Raw genomic sequence first — 19768 nt, 5'->3', positions numbered from 1 at the left:
ATCCGCCGACGACCTTCCGCCACCAGAAGAAGAATGGCGTCAGATCAGCGAATCCTCGCCGGGAATCGCTTTTTCTTCTTCGCCAGCGAGATCGGGCGGCGGGCGCCTGAAGCCGCGCGTCATGAACGCCAGATAGGCGATGCCTGCTACGCACCAGACGCCGCCCAGAATATGGGCGTAGACGCCGAGATTGAGCAGCAGCCAGATGGTCGCCGCCGCGCCGATGGCGGCCGGCAGCAGCCACATCGCTGTTCCGGCCGCCTTGCGGCGCCTGGCGGTTCTCAGGGCATGGGCGATCACCGACAGATTGACGAATGTGAAGGCGACGAAAGCGCCAAAATTGATGAAGGTGGTGGCGGTTTCGACCGTCATGACCACGCCGAGAAGTCCGATCGTTCCCACCAGCGCCAGATTGAAGACCGGCGTTTTGAGTTTCGGATGAATGTATCCGAAAGGGCCCGGCAGCACGCCGTCGCGGCCCATGGCGTAGAGAAGGCGGGCGACGGTCGTCTGCATGGCCACTGCGCCCGCCGCCTGTGTCGTCAGGATTCCGGCGATGAACAGGATCTTCAGGAATTCGCCTCCGACCGACAGGGCGATTTCGTCGACGGCCGACTGCGGATCCTTGAACGTAGTGCCCGGATGCGCAAGCTGTGTGACATAGGAGACCAAAATGAAAAGGGCGCCGCAGAAGAGAGCCACGATCAGGATGGCGCGTCGCATGACCTTTCGCGCGCCGACAGTCTCTTCCGACAGGGTTGTGATAGCATCGAAACCGAGGAAGGACAGGGCGGCGAAGGAGGCGCCCGCGACTGTGATCGCGAGCGGCACATCCGCTCTGAAAAAGGGCTCACTCGAGACGAGCGCGGCCGGGCCTGACGTCGTCCAGACCTGGTGTGTCGCCATGGCCGCGAATATAACGAGGACCGCAAGCTGGATCGCCATCAGCACGTAATTCATGCGCTCGGCCAGAACGATGCCGCCGATATTAACGGCGGTCGTCGCCGTAATAAGTATCACGATCCAGGCGGACACCGGGATTGCCGGCGTGACGGAGGCCGCGAAGACGGCGCCTAGCAGCCAGGCAACCATCGGCAGGAGGACATAGTCGAGCATGGCCATCCAGCCGACCAGAAATCCGACATGATTGCCGATAGAGCGGCGGACATAGGTGTAGGCGGAACCGGCGACCGGATAGAGTGTGACCATGCGCCCGTAGCTGAGCGCCGTGAACAGCATCGCGACGGTTGCGAGCAGATAGGCGCCGGAAGGCGTGCCCTGCGATAACTGGTCGAGCTCTCCATAAATGGCGAGCACACCAAGCGGGGCGATATAGGACAGGCCAAAGAGCACGACCCCCGGCAGCCGCAGCGTGCGCTGCAGCGCCTTGCTCTCGCCGGTAGCCGATTGGTCCGCCATGCCTGAGTACCCGATGCCCTGATGACGGAGCCAACCTAGCTGCGGTGGGAGGGTCGGACAAGCCGGGGTGGGCGCTACAGTGACCGGTGTCCATGGGCAATAGATATCCTGCGCGCCTGAGCGCTAAATTCAGCGAGCAGTCGTTCCGAGTTATAAAGCAAAGTATTTTTGCTGTATAACCAGACGCTTTGAATGCACTGCCTGGGCCCGAGTACACCGATCGAAGGCGTGAGTAAGTTTCCACAAGTCTCAACTTGACTAGTCAACTGGTCATATCTAGTCTGCCCCTATGCAGAGACCGAACGTCAAGCCGCGCTATCAGGTTCTGGCCGAGCTTCTCAGGAGCCGCATTCATGACGGCGACCTGATCCCGGGGGACCGTTTGCCCAGCGAGGCCGAGTTGTGTCTTGAGTTCGGCGTCAGCCGGGGAACGGTGGTCAAGGCCGTGGAGCAATTGGTGAGTGAGGGCATTGTCCATCGCCATCAGGGGTCGGGAAGTTTTGTTGCAAGGCCTTCCCTGCACAGGCGTGCAGGAGGTCTCCTGAGCTTTACCGAAGCGGCGGCCGGGGCTGGTCATCGTTCCTCACAGATGCTTGTCGACATGCGGGCCGCGACGCCCGAAGAGATCCGGGAGTTCGATTGCGGCCAGCCGGCCGTGTCGCTGATCCGGTTGCGCCACGTCGACGACGTGCCGTGCGCGGTCCATCACTCGCTGGTGCCGTCGACGGTCGCGATGCGGATCCCGGCGCTGAACGGCGATGCCCCCGAGGCGCTGCAGGATCCAGGCTTTTCACTTTACCGTTCGTTCGAGAACATCGGTCTCGCCGCGGACGAGGCGCAGGAGCGCGTCACCACGCGGCTTGCCAATGAAGAGGAGCGGCGTCTGCTCGGCCTTTCGGGTCCTGCTGCAGTCATGGTCGTTTTTCGCAAGAGTTTCGACCGCGACGGCCAGCTCATCGAGGCCGTCGAAGCCGTCTATCACGGCGACTACTACACTTACGACATGCGCCTCGTCCGGGGCAGGGACACGCGTTCCTCCTCCCCGGCCGGGCAGGTCGTGAGCCTGAAGACACGGATCGACAATTCCGACAATTGAAGAAGGGAACATGTGACATGAAGAAACTGTCTGCACTTGCAATCGGCGCCACAATGGCGCTTTCAGCCACGGCCATGCCCGCGACGGCCCAGGATGTCGCGCCGGCTGCGCTTATCATTTCCCAGGGCGGTCTGGGCGACGGATCGTGGAACGACTCCGCATTTGCGGGGTTCGAGGCGGGTCTTGAAGCGACCGGCATCGAAGGCCGCCCGATCGAATCGAACGACGTCGCCGCGCAAGGCGAAGAGATCATGCGCCGCGCCGCCGACGCCGGCTTTGGCCTGGTGATCAGCCTGGAATGGATCCACGGCGAACCGATGGAAAAACTGGCCGTCGACTATCCGGACACCGACTGGGTGATCATGAACCAGACCCGCGAGGGCGACAACATCGCCTCTGTGGTGTTCGCCGAACATGAAGGGTCCTATCTCGCCGGCGCGCTGGCCGCCCAGGTGACCACCGACACGTCCATCAAGGGCATCAACGCAGAACCGATCATTGGCGTGATCGCCGCCGTGAAAGCGCCAGGCATCGACAAGTTCCTGGTCGGCTTCATCCAGGGCGCGATGGCCATCAATCCTGATATCGAAGTCAAGGTCGCCTATGCGGAATCCTTTGGCGATCCCGCCAAGGGCGAGCAGATGGCCAACGCCATGTTCGACGAAGGCGCCGACATCGTCTACCACGTCGCCGGCGGCACCGGCATCGGCGTTATCGAAGCCGCCAAGAACGCCGGCCACTACGCAATCGGCGTCGACACAGATCAGGACGGCATGGCGCCTGGAAGCGTGCTCACCAGCATGATCAAGCGCGTTGACGTGGCCGTCGACGAAATCGTCCAGGGCTATGCCGCCGGCGAGTTTCCCGGCGGCGAAGTGATGGATTTCGGGCTCGCACAGAACGGCGTCGCGCTCTCCGACATGGAGTACACGAAGGACATCATTCCGGCCGAGTATCTGGAGAGGGTCGAAGGCTTCAAGCAGGATATCATCGACGGCAAGATCGATGTCTGGGACGTCTCTTCACAGGGCTATCCGGACTTCTTCAAGTAAAATCGATGAAGGCGAATGATCGGGGCGCAAACCGCCCCGATCCTGTTTGACGAAGAGCAAAACCATGGCGGAAGCGGCGACGGCCCGCGCCGATGCGACAGTTCGGCTTGGCGCCCGGAACATCTCCAAATCCTACGGACCGGTGCGTGCGAACAGGGATATCTCCCTTTCCGTGGCGCCGGGCGAGATCCACGCGATCGTCGGTGAAAACGGCGCCGGCAAGTCGACTCTGATGCGCATTCTGCAGGGCATGGAGCATCCGGACAGCGGCGCGATCATCGTGGACGATCAGGACGTCCGTTTTTCGCAGCCCCAGCAGGCTCTCGAAACGGGGATCGGCATGGTCCACCAGGAATTCATGCTGGCGCCCGATCTGACCCTGCTTGAAAACCTGGTGCTCGGAGACGAGCCGGTTTCGCTCGCCGCCGGGCCGCTGTCGCGGATCGACTGGGCGCAAGCCTTGCAGTCCGGCGAGGAACTGGCGAAAAAAACGGGCGTGGCCGTCGACTGGCGTCGCCGGGCCGGCGGAACGCCCGTGCATATCCAGCAGATTGTCGAGATCATCCGCCTTCTGCGGCGTGGGACGCGCATTCTGATCCTCGACGAGCCGACCGCGGTGCTGGCGCCGCAACAGGTGGAAGACCTGTTCGTGTTGTTGCGAAACCTGCGCGATGCGGGAACGACCATCCTCTTCATCAGCCACAAGCTGAAAGAGGTGGTGGCGCTGGCCGACCGCGTGACCGTGATCCGCCGCGGCGAGGTCTCCTATTCCGCAAATGTCGCCGAGACCGACAGCGACACGATCGCCCGCTACATCGTCGGGGGAAACGATACATCGCTGATCGAAACTGGGCGCGCTTCCCGTAGCAGGACCGGAGACGGCGAGGTCGTGCTGAACGTCGCCAGGCTCGAAGCTCCATCGCTTGAAAAATCCCATCCGCTGCACGGCGTGTCGTTGTCGGTTGGCAAGGGCGAAATTGTCGGGCTGGCAGCCGTATCCGGCAATGGCCAGGACGAGTTGGTCGAATGCCTGGTGGGCCTGCGGTCCGCTTCGAAGGGCAGGGTGGAGCTGATGGGCGGCGACGTCACCCACGCAACGAACGGCGAACGCCGTCGCAAGGGCATCGCCTATATCAGCGCCGACCGCAGGCACGAGGGGCTCGCGACGCTGGCGCCTGTGGAAGACAATGTCGTCGCCGGCAGCCACGACCGGCCGCCAATCGGGCAAGGCATGTTGCTGAGCCTGAAGCAGAAACGGCGGGTCGCGACCGAACGGCTCGCAAGCGTCGATGTGCGCTACGGCAACTTGGGCGATCCGGTCTCCAGCCTTTCCGGCGGCAACCAGCAGCGGCTGGTCTTCGCCCGCGAAATCGCTTCCGAGCCGAAAGTGATGGTGGTCTCGCAGCCGACGCGCGGCGTCGATCTCAACGGCATTGCGGCGATCCACAAATTGTTGCTGCAGTTCCGCGACGACGGCGGCTCGGTTTTACTGGTTTCTGAGGAACTTGAGGAATTGCTTTATCTTTGCGACCGGATCGTCGTGATGGCCGCCGGGCGCATCGTGGGCGAGGCGCCGGTCGAGGGCACGGACATTGCCGAGATCGGCCGGATGATGGTCATGCAGGGGCACGCCGATGGCTGACGTTTCCGTTGAATCACAATCTTCGGCGATGTCGCCAAGCCTATGGCTCGAAAAGGGTTTCGGGCTCGCCTTTCCCTTCATCGTGGCGCTTGTCGTCGCCGCCGTCATCCTGCTGGCGATCGGCGAGAACCCGATCGACATCTTCTCGCTCATGGCGAAGGAATCCTTCGGGTCGGAACGGCGCATCGCCGCGACGCTGTCCGCCGCCACGCCGCTGCTCTTCACCGCGGTTGCCACCGCCATCTGTTTCCGCACCGGGGTCTTCAATGTCGGAGTGGAAGGCGCGTTCGTCGTCGGCGGCATTGCCGCGGCCTTCATCGGGTTCAGTCTGCCGGCCGGCATGGGATTCACCATCATCCTATTCGCTTTCGCGTTCGCCGCCCTTGTTGGAGCGATCTGGCTCTACATTCCGGGCGTGCTGCTGGCGAAGCTGCAGGTCGACGAGGTGGTCTCCACGCTCATGCTGAATTTCGTGGCCTTCGGCGTCACCGGCTATCTGGTCAACGGCCCGCTGCTTTCGGAGGTCTCCGGCAACAATGTCACGCCGCCCGTTCATGAAGCCGCCGAACTCACCCGGCTGATGCCGCCCTCGACGCTGCACGCCGGCTTCATTGTCGGCATCCTGGTGGTCATCGCCTACGCCGTCTGGGCGCGCCGCACGCCGACCGGTTTTTCCGCCGCGATGGTCGGTTACAGCCAGCGCTTTTCCCGCGCGGTCGGCATTTCGGTGCCGGCGAGCATCATCCTCGTCATGGTGCTGTCAGGCGTCGTCGCCGGTTTTGGCGGCGCCTCGCACGCGCTCGGCCAGCTTCACCGTTTCAGCGACGGCTTTTCCGCCGGCTACGGCTTTACCGGAATGGCGGTCGCGCTGCTCGGACGCAATTCGGCGATCGGCATCGTGCTCGGCGCAATCCTGTTCGGGGCGCTCGCTTCAGCCGGCACGACGATCCAGCTCTTTTCCAACATCCCGCTCGATCTGGTGAACATCATCCAGGGCACGGTCATGATTTTCGCGGTCGTCGAAATCGGCCGGCTGCGCTTCCTGTCGCGTAGGGCCGCGCCATGATCGTAGAACAGATCATCGCAGCCTCGATCGTCATGACGACGCCGATCCTGCTCGCCGCCATGGGCGGCCTCGTCAACCGGCAGGCCGGCATCGTCAACATCGCGCTTGACGCCAAGATGCTCACCGGCGCCTTCGTCGCAGTCGTCGTGTCATCGGCGACCGGAAGCTGGCTTGTCGCCGTCATCGCGGCGGCGCTGGCGGGCGCTCTCGTCGGCCTGTTGTTCTCGCTGGTGATCACCCGCGCCAATGCAAACATGATCGTCGCCGGCCTCGGCCTCAATGTTTTCGTCACGGGATTCCTCGGCTTCATCCTGACCTGGGTCTACAAATCCAGCGGCACGCTGAGACTTCCGGACGTGCAATTGCTGCCGCATTTCCTGCCGGAGGCTGTTTCCGGCATACCGATCATCGGACGGGCGCTTGCCGAACTGGAACCGCTCACAGTCTTCGCATGGGCGACGGTCATCGTGCTGCCGTTCCTGCTGGCAAGCACGAGGATCGGCCTCTGGGTCCGGGTGACGGGCAACGCACCGCAGGTCGCGCGCTCCATGGGCCTGCCGCAGAAGTCGATCCAGGATTTCTCGACCAGCTTCGCGGGCTTCTACTCGGGCCTGGGCGGCGCGCATCTGTCGCTCGCCTCGATCGGCCTCTTCAACGAGGGGCTGACGGCGGGACGCGGTTTCATCGCGCTTGCTGCATTCTATTTCGGACGCGACCGGCCGGTGGCGACGGCGATGGTCTGTCTGCTTTTCGGCTTTCTGGAAGCGACCCAGATCCGCATGCAGACGGCCGGTCTGCCGCCCAAGCTCATCGGCACCATTCCCTACCTCATGGTTCTGGTGGCGCTATGCATCGCCGGGTGGCGCGCAAGCCGCAGAAAGGCATTGTCATGACCAAGACAGCACTCATCGTGATCGACATGCAGAACTCGTTCCTGCATCCGGACGGCGAGAATGCGTATCCCGACGCGCAATCCGTGGTCCCGAACGTCCGGGCGCTCATCGAAAAGGCGAATGCGAATGGCCGCATCGTCGTTCACGTGGCCGACCGGCACCGGGAAGGCTTCGAGGATTTCGAGGACAAGCGCTTGCCGCGTCATTGCGTGACCGGCGGCTTCAACGCCGAATTCTTCGAGGGCTTCGGACCGTCGGGCGCCGTCGGCGAAATCGAGATCGTCAAGCGTCGCTTCAGCGCCTTCTTCGCCACCGAGCTTGCGCTGTTCCTGAACGAACAGGGCGTCGGCCGCGTCGTCATCTGCGGCGTGAAGACGAATGTCTGCGTGCGCGCCACCTCCCAGGACGCCTTCGCGCACGGGTTCGAAGTGGTGGTCGTCGGCGACGCGACCAATTCCAACCGCGAGCATCTCGCCAGGGCGTCGCTTGAGGATATCGACCGCTATCTGGGCAAGGTCGTCGACACGGGCGAAGCGCTGGAGATGCTGGCATGACGCAGCTTGCCGTTACCGGCTATGCGAGCCTCGACTATCCGGTCGCCCTGTCGGGACGCGCCGAAGGCAACGCCACCACGCACATCAAGTGGCGGTCCGCCGAGGACTGGCCGCGCCTTGGCGGCTGTCCCGCCTATGTCGCCGCAGCCGCCGTAAGCCACGGGGTGACGGCTTCGCCGGTCTGCTGGACCGGCGCCAATCGCGAGGGCGATCTCTTCGTTTCCGCGCTGGAGAAGAAGGGCGTCAGCACCGCCGGCGTCGACAGGATCGCGGGCGAACGCGCCCCGTCGGCCATGCTGATCTACCAGTCCGACGGCAGTTGCATCTGCCTCTATGATCCCGCCTTCGGCGGCGCTGAAACGCTGACGGACGTACAGGCCAGGGTGATCGCGGACGCCGAAAACCTTTGCGTCACGGTTGGACCGGGTCATCTGATGGACGCCATACTGGCGGCGCGCAATCCGCAAGGCCGGTTGTCCTGGGTGCTGAAGAACGATCTCAACTGTTTTACGCCGGAGATTTGCCGCCGCCTGTCGGCCGATGCGGAGATCATATTCTGCAACCGCCACGAACGCGGCCTCATCGCCGAGACGCGCGAGGATGTGCTGATCGTCGAGACACAAGGCGCGGAAGGCGTCGTCGTCGAACGCTGCGGCGAGAGAACAGAAATTGCAGTCGAGCCCGTGTCGGCGCTCGATACGACCGGGGCTGGCGACACCTTCGCCGGCGGCTTTCTGGGCGCATGGAGTTCCGGCGTCGACGATCCGGTGGAAGCCGCCCGTTGCGGCATCGCGGACGTACGGTCACTGCTTGTTGAAAGGTCAGGGGGACATCTGGAATGAAGACGGCCTGGTATCTGGGGCACCGCCAGGATGCGGTTGCGAAAAAGGCCATTCTGGTGGGCGATCCCGACCGGGTCGACCGCCTTGCAAAGAAGCTCGACAATCCTCGTTTCCTGCCCGTCAGCCGAGGCCTGAAGACTGTCGTCGGAGACTATGGCGGCTACGGCGTGACTGTCGTCTCCTTCGGCATGGGCGCGCCGATAGCGACCATCGTGCTGCATGAACTCGCCGATCTCGGCGTCGAGAAGTTCCTGAGGATCGGCACGGCCATGTATTTCCCGCCGGCGCAAGGCGGCGATTTCCTGGTGAGCGAAAACGCCATCGGCTTCGACGGCACGTCGCCGGCCTATGACAAAACCGATGATCCGGTTCCGGCCGATCCTGCCTTTGTCAAGCAGCTTGCATTGGCGGCGGAGGGCCTCGGCCAGACAGTCCATACCGGTCTCTACGCCACCTTCGACGCCTTCTACCGGGACATGTTCGCTCTCGACGAGTCGAGCCGCGATCGCGTCGACGCCAATCGCCAGATGCTGGCGGACCGCGGCGTCATGGCGACGGACATGGAAACCTCCGCCCTGCTGACGGCGGCGAAGGTGCTCGGCGTCTCCTGCGCGAGCCTTTGCCTCGGCACCGTGGACGCCATCACGCAACAGAAACTCGGGGCCGAACCGCTGGCCGCCGGAGAGGACATGCTCTTCGATATCGCGCTCAAGGGCATTGCCTGAACATTCTGCGGCAACAACAAGAAAAGTAAGAGGAAATTGACATGACGGAAATTGCCGGAAGCTATTTCGAAACGCTGATCGGCCGCCTGCAGACGGTCGCCGACACGCAAGGCGACGCAATCGAGGCAGCCGCCGAAATCTGCGCCGAAACGATCATGGATGACAAGTTGGTCTTCACCTTCGGCACCGGCCACGGCTCGTTCGCAGCCATGGAGATGTTCCCGCGCACCGGCACCGTCACCGGCTTCCGGCCAATCGTCGAGAGCACGATGATTTCTTTTCACCGGGTGCTGGGCGACGGCGGCGCTCGCCAGTATCGTTTCATCCACAGCAGGGAAGGGTATGGAGACGCGATCCTGTCGTCGCACCAGCTTCTCGCCGGCGATGCGATGCTGATCTTTTCCCATTCCGGGCTCAATGCGGTCACGCTCGATATCGCGGTCGGCGCCAAGGAGCGCGGGATGAAGGTCATCGGGGTGACGTCCGTTCCGCATTCCTCTTCGACCCCGTCGCGACACAGTTGCGGCAAGCGGCTCTATGAGCTCGCCGACGTGGTGATCGACACGGGCGTTCCCAAGGGCGACGCCGGTTTGGAAATTGAAGGCCTGAAAGGACGGGTGGGCGCCACATCGACATCAATTGCCATCGCTATCGGACAGGCAATCAATGCGGCGACCGCGCAGAAGATGATGGACAAGGGCTACGAGCCTTTCATTATGGTCAGCCCCAACACCACCGAAAAGGCGGCCGCCGACGTGCAGAACGACCGCAATTATGCGGAACTCTGGCGCCGCCTGAAGATGCGCTGAGGCGATGACCATGGATCGCGGATTTTTCATCGACGGCCAATGGCTTTTGCCGGACGGCAAGGAAACCTTCGTCATCAACGACCCCGCCACAGGAGAGAAGGTCGGTTCGACGCTGCTCGCCGATGGCGCCATCGTCGGACAGGCGGTTGCGGCCGCCAAACGGATCGAGAAGAGCTTCGCCGATATGCCGGCGGCCGAGCGGGCGGTCATTCTCGTCCGCGCGGCAGAGCTGATCGAGACCCGGGTCGAGGACATGGCCCTGCTGCTGACGCGGGAGCAGGGCAAACCCGTGCCCGACAACCGCAAGGAAATCCTCTTCGGGGCGACGGTGCTGCGCTACTATGCCGGCGAGGCGACTCGCATATTCGGGTCGCTCCGGCCGGCATCGGCCCCGGGCATAAAGAACGTCGTCACCTATCAGCCGGCGGGCGTCGCCGGCGCGATCGTTCCGTGGAACTATCCGGTCGATCTTTATTGCTGGAAAGTAGGGCCCGCGCTTGCCGCGGGCTGTCCGATCATCGTCAAGTCGCCGCACGAGACGCCGCTGGCGATCGCCATGCTGGTCGACTGCCTGCACGAGGCGGGCCTTCCGAAAGGGTGCCTCGCGGACGTGCCGGGCTACGGGCCGGTGGCAGGCGCCGCCATTGCCAGACATCCTGAAATCCGGGTGATTTCGGCCACGGCCTCGATCGCCGCCGGACAGGAAATCATGCGCAATGCGGCCGAGAACCTGAAACGGGTCTGTCTTGAACTCGGCGGTCATGCCCCCTTCATTGTTCTTGCCGATGCCGATCTGGAGGCCGCTGCAAAGGCTGCCCATCGCCGGTCTTTCTCGAATATGGGCCAGATCTGCATCACGGTGAACCGGATCCTCGTCGACAGGCGCGTGCATAACGAGTTCGCTTCGATACTGGCGGATCTTGCCGATCAGACCGAACTCGGCCACGGCGTCGCGCCCGGCGTCGCCTACGGGCCGGTGCTGAACCGGTCGGTCATCGATCGGGTGGAGGCGCACAGACAGGATGCAGTGACAAAGGGCGGACGGGTCATCGCCGGCGGCTATGCGCCGACGGAAGGAGACTTCGCTCGCGGCCATTTCTACCGGCCGACGGTGATCGACGATGCGCCGCTCGACAGTCTGGCGATGACCGAAGAAACCTTTGGGCCGCTGGCGGCCATGACCGCCTTCGACAACCACGCCCAGATGATCGAGATGGCCAACAGCCTCGAATACGGGCTTGCGGCCTATATGTACGGCGCCGATCTCGAACGGATGTGGACTATCGCCGACCGGCTGGAATTCGGCGGGATCGGTCTCAACGTCAACGATGTCAGCGAATTGCAGGCGCCGTTCGGCGGCTGGAAGATGAGCGGCCTTGGCCGCGAACTCGGACCGGAAGGGCTGGAAGCCTATCTGGAGACAAAATTCCTGAAGATGCGCGTTTCGGCCAGCCTGGAGTGATACTCGCCCGTCGCCGAGGCAGGCCGGCGGATGTCCCTGAACCAGACGTGATCAGAGTTGACGATCCCGCGAATTGCGGAACGGAGGACTGTGATCAAGGATGGTTTCAGGGATATCCGTAAAGGGAGGCCGTCATGCGCCGTCTGTCGTCAAACATCTTTGCACTGGTTCTGGTACTCGGCTTCGCCGGTTCGGCATTGGCAAGCTCCATTGCTGATCGGGAGGGTTGGGTCATCAGGGAGACGCCCTACAGCTTCGCCGACCTCAACAGCCGCCTGGATCAGGCGATCAAGGGCGCCAAGATGGGCTTAGTCACGCAGGCTAGCGCCTCCAAGGGCGCCGAAAGCCGGGGCGTCACGATAGCAGGCAACCGTGTCGTCGGCGTCTATCGCAACGACTTCGCCGTGCGCATGCTGGATGCGAGCCTTGCCGCCGGGATAGAGGCGCCGATCCGTTTCTACGTCACAGAAGACGAGGGCGGATCGACCCTCAGCTACAAGACGCCGACCTTCGTTTTCTCTCCCTATTTCGATGAGGGGGGAGAGACTCTGAAGTCGCTTGCAGCGGAACTCGACGGCATTTTTGCGGGCATCGCCGATCAGGCTGCCGGCAAATAATTATTGCGCCGATATCGGCCGGCTGTCACGTCGCAGCAGCGAGCTCCAGGCTCCACTTGTTGTGCTCGGCGATGACCGGCTCCATGTCCATCGCGGCGATGCGGCCGTCTTCCACGACGACGCGGCCGTTGACGACGGTCGTGTGTGCATTTTGCGGAGCGCAGAAGACGACGGCTGCGACCGGATCGTGCAGGCCGCCCGCATAGCCGATCGTATCCAGCTTGAGCGTGAAGAAATCGGCGCATTTTCCGGACTCCAGCGAGCCGATGTCGTCGCGGCCCAGAACGCTGGCGCCGCCGATCGTCGCCAGTTCCAGCGCTTCGCGGGCCGACATCCATTCGTCGGACCGCAACGGGTGCGACTGCGAGAGCAGGAAATGCTTGCGCGGTCCCTCCGGCGGCAGTAGGCCGAGGCGCAGGCGGGCAAGCAGCATGGCCTGGCGGACTTCGGCAAGCATGTGCGAGGCGTCGTTGCTTGCCGACCCGTCGACGCCGAGACCGACGCGGACGCCGGCAGCCATGTATTTCTTGATCGGCGCGATTCCCGATCCAAGCCGCATATTGGAGCAGGGGCAATGGGCCGCGCCGCAGCCGGTGCTGGCGAAGCGGGTGATCTCCTCGTCATCGACATGGATCGCATGGGCGAACCAGACGTCGTCGCCCAGCCAGTCAAGATCGGCCATCCAGTCGACCGGTCGCTTGCCGAAGCGCTCCAGCGTGTAGCGCTCCTCGTCCAGCGTCTCGCAGAGATGGGTGTGGAGCATCACCTGCTTGTCGCGCGCCAGCACCGCTGTCTCCTTCAGCAGATCTTCCGAGACCGAGAAGGGAGAGCAGGGCGCAAGCACGATGCGCGTCATCGCGCCATGCGATGCGTCGTGATAGCGGTCGACCACGCGCACGCAGTCGCGCATGATATCGTCCTCGTCCTCAACGCATTCGTCCGGCGGCAGGCCGCCCTTGGATTCGCCCAGCGACATCGAACCGCGGCTCGCGTGGAAGCGGACGCCGAGATCCTTCGCCGCCTCGATATGAACGTCGATCGTATTGCCGCTCTTGAAGAGGTAGGAGTGATCGAAAACCGTGGTGCAGCCGGAGAGCAGCAATTCGGCCATGCCGATCAGGCAGCTGGTGCGCGACGCGTCCGGATGGGTGCGGGCCCAGATGCGATAGTGGACCTTCAGCCATTCGAACAGATTGTTGTTCTGGGCGGCCGGCAGGTTGCGCGTCAGCGTCTGGTTGAGATGGTGGTGGGTGTTGACAAAGCCAGGCAGCACGATCTGGCCAGTGGCGTCGATGACCTTGTCGGCTGACGGCGGCAGATCCTGCGTCTTGCCCACCTGTCGGATCACGCCGTCTTCGGCGTAGAGGCCGCCATCCTCGATCTCGCGTCGCTCCGCGTCCATTGTCACAAGCACGCGGGCGTTCTTTACAAGCAGCGTCGTCATTTCAATGTCTTCCAACCATGACGCAGAGCAGTTCGAACATGATCGAAACTGCAAGCCAGGCCGTGCCGCCCGCCTGATCGAAAGGCGGCGAGACCTCGACCAAATCGGCCCCGATAATGTTGACGCCTTCGAGTTCGCGAACGACCTGTAACGCCTGGAAGGAATTCGGACCGCCGACCTCCGGCGTGCCGGTGCCGGGCGCAAAAGCCGGGTCGACGAAATCGATGTCGTAGGAGATATAGGTCGGGCCCGAGCCCGCGATTTCCCGCGCCTCGGCCATGACGTCGGGAATGCCGCGCTCGAAGAACTCTTCAATCGCGATGACCCTGACGCCGACCGACTTGGCGAAATCGCGGTCTTCCATGTCGTAGGCCGTTCCCCGTATGCCGATCTGCACAACGCGCTGCGGATCGAGAAGTTCTTCCTCGACGGCGCGGCGGAACGGCGTGCCGTGGGTATACATGCTGCCGTTGAAATAGCTGTGGAACAGGTCGGTATGGCTGTCGAAATGGATCATGCCGACCGGACCGTCGGACGCCAGACCGCGCAGGATCGGCAATGAGCACAGATGGTCGCCGCCGGCCGTCAGCGTCCGGACACCGGCTTGCCTGACCCTTGAATAGAAGGTCGTGAAGCGGTCGAGGCTGTCCATGACGTCGGCCGGATTGGGCGCGACGTCGCCCAGGTCGGCGCAGTTCGCCGCGTCGAAAGGACGAACGCCGGTTGCACCGTTCTGCGCGCGTATCATGGTCGAGAGGTCGCGCAATTGCCGGGGACCATGTCTCGGACCGGGCCGATTGGTGGTTCCGCCGTCCCAGGGCGCGCCGACGAGGCCAATCTGGACGTCGGCGATATCCGGATCGTCGAGCGTGATGTGCGGCAATCGCATGAATGTCGGCACGCCCGCAAAGCGGGGCAGATCGAAACCGGACACCGGCTGGAACCGGCTTGTGCTCATGGAGAACCTCGTCGAATGACCGAATGATCTCTCAGCATGTCACAGCCGGCCGCAAGAATGAAGCATGGGCTTTTTCCGCTACTCCGGCGTTTTGCCGCAGATGATGTCGTCGACGCCCTTGTCGACGGTGTCAGAGTGGGACCGCATATGCGTCGCGAAGGCTTTGGCGACCTTCAGCGGATCGTCCTCGTCGTTCTCCGCAGCGCAAACCTCGCGCAGCGCGTCCGAGAGCGACTTGTTGATATGGGCGTTGATGTGCAGAAAGCGGGTCACGCGGATAATGTCTTCGATGTTCATGTCGCCCATTCGCCGTTGGCCAACCTCGCTTATCTGTCCATAGACGGCTTCGGCCAGTCGATTTGCGCGTTCCGTGGCTTCGAGGAATACCTTTCGCCGGTCCTCGGTGTCCCGGATACGGCGCAGATATCCGGCCTGTTCCAGCCGGTCGACGACGGTTGTCACGGCTCCGGTGGTCAATCCGCTCATGCGGGCGAGATCTCCGGCAGTGATTCTTCCCAGTCGGTGAACGATATCCAGGCAGCGTGAATCCGTCCTGTTGATCCGAAGCAGGGAGGAGAACGCTTCGTCCATCATGTCCGAGGCGTTCTGGCTGACCCGCAAAGCCTCGACCATCTCTGCGACGGCGGACTCTTTATCTCTTGACGAGAAAGTATTTTGATTCATAAGATATATGAATATCAAGATAATTGGGAATCGTCAAGATGCTGGAAGCTGCCAAAGAACAGGCGATCGTGGCCCGCGGCCTGAAACGAAGCTACAAGACGCGCGCGGAAACCGTGGACGCGGTGCAGGGCATCGACCTGACCGTGGGCAAGGGCGAGATTGTCGGCTTCCTTGGTCCCAACGGCGCCGGAAAGACGACGACGCTGAAAATGCTGTGCACGCTGCTGGAACCCACAGACGGCGAGGCCATCGTCGCCGGATGCGACCTGCGGCGTGACGCGAGAGGCGTGAAGAGACGGATCGGCTATGTCGCCCAGGGCGGGACGACCATGCGCGAGGCGAAGGTCAGCCTCGAGATCGTCTCCCAGGCGCAGCTCTACGGTCTGAGCAGACAGGAGGGCGAAAGGCGGGGAAAAGCGTTGCTCAAGGCGCTCGATCTCGACGGAATATGGGATCGCGCCTGCGGTTCGCTGTCTGGCGGACAGCGCCGCCGTCTCGACATCGTCATGGGCCTGATCCACGAACCGGAGCTCGTCTTTCTCGATGAACCGTCGACCGGCCTCGACCCGCAGGCGCGGGCCAATCTGTGGAACCATATCCGCAGCTTGCGCGACGAGTTCGGGACCACCGTGTTTCTCACGACCCATTACATGGACGAAGCAGACGCCCTGTCCGACCGGCTGCTGATCATCGATCACGGGCGAATTGTCGGGGAAGGCGCGTCGGCCGAACTCAAGGAACGGTTGTCGGGCGATGCGATCACGCTGACGCTCAGGACATCCGAAGACGCAACGAAGTCGCAAGAAACGGCCGAGGCGCTGGATAACGCCGCCAATGTCGTGTGCGAGGGAAATGTGGTGCATTTCCGCGTTCCCAACGGGGCGTCCGTCCTGCCGGGACTGCTGCGCAGGCTGACGGATCTCGATATCGAGCCGATCGGCGTGGAGATCGCCCGCCCGACGCTTGAGGACGTCTTTCTCAACCTCACCGGTCGCTCGCTGCGCGACTGAATTCACTGGAGCCAAGTCATGAGTTTCTTCCGGGACACATTCATCATCTTCAGGCGGGCGACGCTTCTGTCCCTCCAAAATCCCGCCTGGGTGATCATCGGGCTGATGCAGCCCATCCTATACCTGGTGCTGTTCGGTCCACTGCTCCTGCGCATGACCAGCGTTCCGGGGTTTCCGCCGGGTAACGCCTGGCAGGTGTTCGTGCCGGGGCTGCTGGTTCAACTCGGGATCTTCGGCGGTTCCTTCGTGGGCTTCGCCATCATCAACGAATGGCGCAGCGGCGTCATCGACCGGATGATGGTCACGCCCGCCCATCGCGTTTCGCTGATTGCCGGCCGTGTCTTGCGCGACGTCATGGTGCTGATGATCCAGGCGATCGTTCTCGTGCTCGCCGCCATGCTGTTCGGTCTGCGGGTTCCGTTCGGCGCGCTTTTGCTCGCGCTGGCGCTGGTGGCCATGCTGGGCGCGTCGTTCTCGTCGCTCTCCTACGCCGCCGGCCTTTCGATGAAATCCGAGGACGCCTTCGCTCCGCTCATTAACACCTTCGCGCTGCCCGTGCTTCTGCTTTCCGGCATCCTGCTGCCCATGAGCATGGCGCCGGCCTGGCTGCGATACGTGTCCGACGTCAATCCGTTCAAGCACATGGTCGAGGCGCTGCGCGCGGTGTTTCGCGGCGAGATCTTCACCTTCATCGTGCCGTTCGGTTTCGGGCTGTCCCTTGCGCTGGTGCTGATCAGCCTGTGGACGGGCGCGCGCGTCTTTCGCAACCAGACCCGGTAAATTGCCTGTTCGTGTCTTTCGCCACTTTCGGGGTTGATCGCCAGCCGCTAAAGAACTTGCAAATCCAATCAAGCGGAGCGGTATTTATGGCAACAGCGCAACTCAACGGCATCTCGCTCTATTACGAGGAACATGGCGAGGGCGAGCCGTTGCTGCTTGTCGCCGGGCTTTCCAGCGACAGCCAGAGCTGGTTGCCTGTCATTGAACCGTTGGCGGCGCATTACCGGCTGATCCTGCCGGACAATCGAATGGCTGGCCGCACCGAACCGAAAACTGTGGAGACCGGTATCGGCGTCATGGCGGACGACGTCGTGGCCCTGATGGACGAACTCGGCGTCGACAAAGCTCATATTGTCGGCCACTCGATGGGAGGCGCGGTGTCTCTCGATCTGGCGGCGCGCTATCCGGAGAGGGTCGAGAAGCTCGTTATCCTGTGTTCCGGCCCGATCAGGACGGCGAGAAACATCTCCCTTGTCGACACCCTGGTTCGCCAGCGCGAAGAAGGCGTTTCGGACGATACGTGGTTCCGTTCCTTCTTCTACTGGCTGTTCTCGCCCGGATTCTTCGAGGACGAGGCCGCCGTCGGTTCGGCGGTGGAGATGGCGAAGACCTATCCGTGGCGGCAGCCGGTGGAGGCGATGCGAAAGCAGCAACAGGCAATCGCAGCCTACCAGGCCGGCGATGTGATCACGCGGATCAAGGCCCCGACGCTCGGCGTTGCCGGCGGCAACGACCTGATGATACCCCCGGAAGACATGCGCGCGGTTCTTTCAGGCGTCGTTGATTTTCGTTTCGAAGTGATCGACAACGCCGCGCATTCAATCCACTGGGAAGCGCCGGAGGCGGTGGTCGAGCATGTCCTGTCTTTTCTTGGGAAATAGCGCCAGGAGCTAGCGCGCCGCCCACAAGGCGCCGCGCTCGAAGATTGTGCGCATTTCGGGAACGTTGAATTCCTCGGCGACGTGGCCGAGCGCGCTGTAGAATACGTGACCCTTGCCGTATCGCCGCTTCCAGACGACCGGCATGTCGACGCCCTTCACATCCTCGCAGTAGGTTCCGTCGAAGCGGGTTGTGGCAAGCACCTCGTTCACCGGATCGACATGCAGGTAATACTGCTCCGAGCGATAGGCGAAGTCCGTTACGCCTTCCATGATCGGATCATCCGGTCGGGTGATCTCTATCCTGTAATCGATGATGTTGCCTGGATGCGCGACCCATTGACCGCCTGTCATGAACTGGTACTCCGGCTCCTTGCGAAACGCGTCGCACATCGTGCCGTGAAATCCGGCAAGCCCCGTTCCGCCCTTGACCGCGCCGAGGAGACCGGAGAGGGCGTCGCTGCCTATCTCCGACTGGGTGATCACCGGAACGATCAGCGAATGCTCGCCGACATCCGGCGATGCGAAGGCTTCCGTGGTGTCGGAAAACGTCACGTCGAATCCATGGTCTTCAAGCATGGACTTGACGACCGTGGCGCTTTGCTGGGGCGTGTGGCCTTCCCATCCGCCCCAGACGATTAATGCTGTTCGATTGGCCAGTTCACCCTCCCAGGTGCTTGTCTCTCATACGGTTGCAACCGGTAGCGCAGAGAACAAGTCTGTTCAACCGGCAATCGAAGCGGCGCCGTGAAGATTATGGAGGCTTCTTTCTGAAAAGCATCTTCTTTCATCAACAAGTCATCCAGCGTAAAACCTCATCCTGATTCAGAAGTTGAAAACGCCTTGCCAAGTGATTCAAAACTATTGAGAAAGAAAAACTCCTCACAACCGGAAACCTTCGTGATCCTCAATCCGGCGGCCGGCAGGGGCAGGGCTGCGCGGGTGTGGCCGGAAGTCGAGAGTGACATGCGCGCCGCCATCGGCGAATTCGGTTTTCGGGCGACGAAGAGCAGAGACGACATCAAGGTGGCGGCGACGGAAGCCTTGAAAGAGGGATACAGGCGCATTGTCGGCGTCGGCGGCGACGGGACGATGGGCTTGTTGATGAACGCCATCATGGCCAATAGCGACGTACCGCGGTCAGAGGTCGTCATGGGCCAGATACCGTGCGGGACTGTGAATGTCGTCGCCAATTGCCTTGGTCTGTCGACGCCCCGGCGGGCCGTCGAAGCTCTTGCCGGCGCGAGCGTGAAACCGGTTGACGTGATGCGGCTTGACGCCGCAGACGGCGGCGAAGGCGCCGCGCGGCACGGCTTCGTCATCGTTTCCGTCGGTCTGCCGGTCGAAGCGAGCAGGCTGACCGCAAGCATGCCCTTCGTGAAGCTGCTTGGCGGCGCATCCTACGTTCTGGCGGGCGTCCTGTCGGTGCTCGGCGGACGTCCCCGTCAATTTGCTTATTCTGCAGACAGCGCGCCGCCGTCGACCGTCAAAGCATGGGGATATTTCTTTTGCTGCTTTCCCGGTCTTCCCGGCGAGATCAGTTTCGCGCCAGAGGCGCAATTCGATGACGGATTGCTGGATTGCGTGGAAATCGGCCCTGTTTCGAGAGGCCGCATGCTGACGCAAATCCTCCCGGCCATGAAGGATGGAAGCTATGTCCGCAAAGCCGGCATGCGGGTGACGCAGGGAAGGGTGTTTCACATCGAAACGCCGGCGCCCATGCAAATCGAGGTGGACGGCGAACCGGCCGGCGTCACGCCGGCGACAGTCAGCATCGTTCCGGGCGCGATAAGCATGATTTTTGCGGATCAATGAGCATTGGTTCAATTTTTAATCA

General features: G+C 62.5%; 20 protein-coding genes. 15 read left to right on the top strand and 5 right to left on the bottom strand.

Translation table 11 applies throughout. The features are described 5' to 3' along the window. Positions 1-39: 39 nt before the first annotated feature. Entirely contained in the window at positions 40-1419 is a 1380-nt protein-coding gene (locus K1W69_RS22725; protein WP_220230751.1) for an APC family permease, read from the bottom strand. A 289-nt stretch (positions 1420-1708) separates the two neighbouring features. On the opposite strand from K1W69_RS22725, the gene K1W69_RS22720 reads away from it, so the two are divergent. The 11 genes from K1W69_RS22720 to K1W69_RS22670 all read left to right on the top strand — a co-directional run bounded on the left by K1W69_RS22720 (position 1709) and on the right by K1W69_RS22670 (position 12177). Then, positions 1709-2515, top strand: coding sequence for a GntR family transcriptional regulator (locus K1W69_RS22720; RefSeq protein ID WP_220230750.1), 807 nt, complete (start codon positions 1709-1711; stop codon positions 2513-2515). 17 nt (positions 2516-2532) lie between these two features. Then, positions 2533-3567 carry a BMP family lipoprotein gene (locus K1W69_RS22715; RefSeq protein ID WP_220230749.1) on the top strand — a complete coding sequence of 345 codons (1035 nt, stop codon included), beginning with the start codon at positions 2533-2535 and terminating at the stop codon, positions 3565-3567. Positions 3568-3613: 46 nt separating this feature from the next. Then, positions 3614-5209: an ABC transporter ATP-binding protein gene (locus K1W69_RS22710; protein WP_220230748.1), complete on the top strand. Its 1596-nt coding sequence runs from the start codon at positions 3614-3616 to the stop codon at positions 5207-5209. Next, complete coding sequence (locus tag K1W69_RS22705; RefSeq protein WP_220230747.1) at positions 5202-6275, top strand: ABC transporter permease; 1074 nt, start codon at positions 5202-5204, stop codon at positions 6273-6275. The genes K1W69_RS22710 and K1W69_RS22705 overlap by 8 nt, the downstream gene beginning before the upstream one ends. Continuing rightward, positions 6272-7168 carry an ABC transporter permease gene (locus K1W69_RS22700; RefSeq protein WP_258571296.1) on the top strand — a complete coding sequence of 299 codons (897 nt, stop codon included), beginning with the start codon at positions 6272-6274 and terminating at the stop codon, positions 7166-7168. The genes K1W69_RS22705 and K1W69_RS22700 overlap by 4 nt, the downstream gene beginning before the upstream one ends. Continuing rightward, positions 7165-7722 (top strand): cysteine hydrolase family protein, encoded by a 558-nt coding sequence (locus tag K1W69_RS22695; RefSeq protein WP_220230746.1) that lies wholly within the window; start codon positions 7165-7167, stop codon positions 7720-7722. The genes K1W69_RS22700 and K1W69_RS22695 overlap by 4 nt, the downstream gene beginning before the upstream one ends. Then, positions 7719-8564 (top strand): carbohydrate kinase family protein, encoded by an 846-nt coding sequence (locus K1W69_RS22690; protein ID WP_220230745.1) that lies wholly within the window; start codon positions 7719-7721, stop codon positions 8562-8564. Before K1W69_RS22695 ends, K1W69_RS22690 begins: the two co-directional genes overlap by 4 nt. Continuing rightward, positions 8561-9289 carry a phosphorylase family protein gene (locus K1W69_RS22685; protein WP_220230744.1) on the top strand — a complete coding sequence of 243 codons (729 nt, stop codon included), beginning with the start codon at positions 8561-8563 and terminating at the stop codon, positions 9287-9289. Before K1W69_RS22690 ends, K1W69_RS22685 begins: the two co-directional genes overlap by 4 nt. 41 nt (positions 9290-9330) lie before the next feature. Further along, positions 9331-10098: a sugar isomerase domain-containing protein gene (locus K1W69_RS22680; protein ID WP_220230743.1), complete on the top strand. Its 768-nt coding sequence runs from the start codon at positions 9331-9333 to the stop codon at positions 10096-10098. Positions 10099-10108: 10 nt separating this feature from the next. Next, positions 10109-11560 carry an aldehyde dehydrogenase family protein gene (locus K1W69_RS22675; protein WP_220230742.1) on the top strand — a complete coding sequence of 484 codons (1452 nt, stop codon included), beginning with the start codon at positions 10109-10111 and terminating at the stop codon, positions 11558-11560. A 134-nt stretch (positions 11561-11694) separates the two neighbouring features. Further along, positions 11695-12177, top strand: a complete 483-nt coding sequence (locus K1W69_RS22670; protein WP_220230741.1) for a DUF302 domain-containing protein — start codon at positions 11695-11697, stop codon at positions 12175-12177. Between the two features lie 25 nt (positions 12178-12202). On the opposite strand, the gene K1W69_RS22665 is transcribed toward K1W69_RS22670, so the two are convergent. From K1W69_RS22665 to K1W69_RS22655, 3 genes are all read right to left on the bottom strand, one after another. Further along, positions 12203-13621 (bottom strand): 8-oxoguanine deaminase, encoded by a 1419-nt coding sequence (locus K1W69_RS22665; RefSeq protein WP_220230740.1) that lies wholly within the window; start codon positions 13619-13621, stop codon positions 12203-12205. A gap of 1 nt (position 13622) precedes the next feature. After that, positions 13623-14579, bottom strand: coding sequence for an agmatinase (locus K1W69_RS22660; RefSeq protein ID WP_220230739.1), 957 nt, complete (start codon positions 14577-14579; stop codon positions 13623-13625). 78 nt (positions 14580-14657) lie between these two features. Then, positions 14658-15212, bottom strand: coding sequence for a MarR family transcriptional regulator (locus K1W69_RS22655; RefSeq protein WP_220230738.1), 555 nt, complete (start codon positions 15210-15212; stop codon positions 14658-14660). Between the two features lie 89 nt (positions 15213-15301). Between K1W69_RS22655 and K1W69_RS22650 the strand changes: the two genes are divergently transcribed. The 3 genes from K1W69_RS22650 to K1W69_RS22640 all read left to right on the top strand — a co-directional run bounded on the left by K1W69_RS22650 (position 15302) and on the right by K1W69_RS22640 (position 17934). After that, positions 15302-16273 (top strand): ABC transporter ATP-binding protein, encoded by a 972-nt coding sequence (locus K1W69_RS22650; protein WP_220230737.1) that lies wholly within the window; start codon positions 15302-15304, stop codon positions 16271-16273. An 18-nt stretch (positions 16274-16291) separates the two neighbouring features. Continuing rightward, a complete protein-coding gene (locus K1W69_RS22645; protein WP_220230736.1) occupies positions 16292-17053 on the top strand; it encodes an ABC transporter permease in 762 nt (253 codons plus the stop codon). An 86-nt stretch (positions 17054-17139) separates the two neighbouring features. Continuing rightward, the gene (locus K1W69_RS22640; RefSeq protein ID WP_220230735.1) at positions 17140-17934 is read left to right on the top strand and encodes an alpha/beta fold hydrolase; all 795 of its coding nucleotides are present in this window, start codon (positions 17140-17142) and stop codon (positions 17932-17934) included. 9 nt (positions 17935-17943) lie between these two features. Here the strand turns inward: K1W69_RS22640 and K1W69_RS22635 are convergent, their stop codons facing one another. Continuing rightward, entirely contained in the window at positions 17944-18591 is a 648-nt protein-coding gene (locus K1W69_RS22635; RefSeq protein WP_220231022.1) for a ThuA domain-containing protein, read from the bottom strand. A gap of 240 nt (positions 18592-18831) precedes the next feature. On the opposite strand from K1W69_RS22635, the gene K1W69_RS22630 reads away from it, so the two are divergent. Continuing rightward, positions 18832-19746 (top strand): diacylglycerol/lipid kinase family protein, encoded by a 915-nt coding sequence (locus K1W69_RS22630; protein WP_220230734.1) that lies wholly within the window; start codon positions 18832-18834, stop codon positions 19744-19746. The last annotated feature ends 22 nt before the right edge of the window (positions 19747-19768 follow it).

This window comes from Flavimaribacter sediminis (assembly GCF_019492055.1).
Classification (GTDB): Bacteria; Pseudomonadota; Alphaproteobacteria; order Rhizobiales; family Rhizobiaceae; genus Flavimaribacter; species Flavimaribacter sediminis.
Note: the sequence above shows the minus strand (reverse complement) of the source record. Positions and strands in the feature narration are given on the sequence as shown.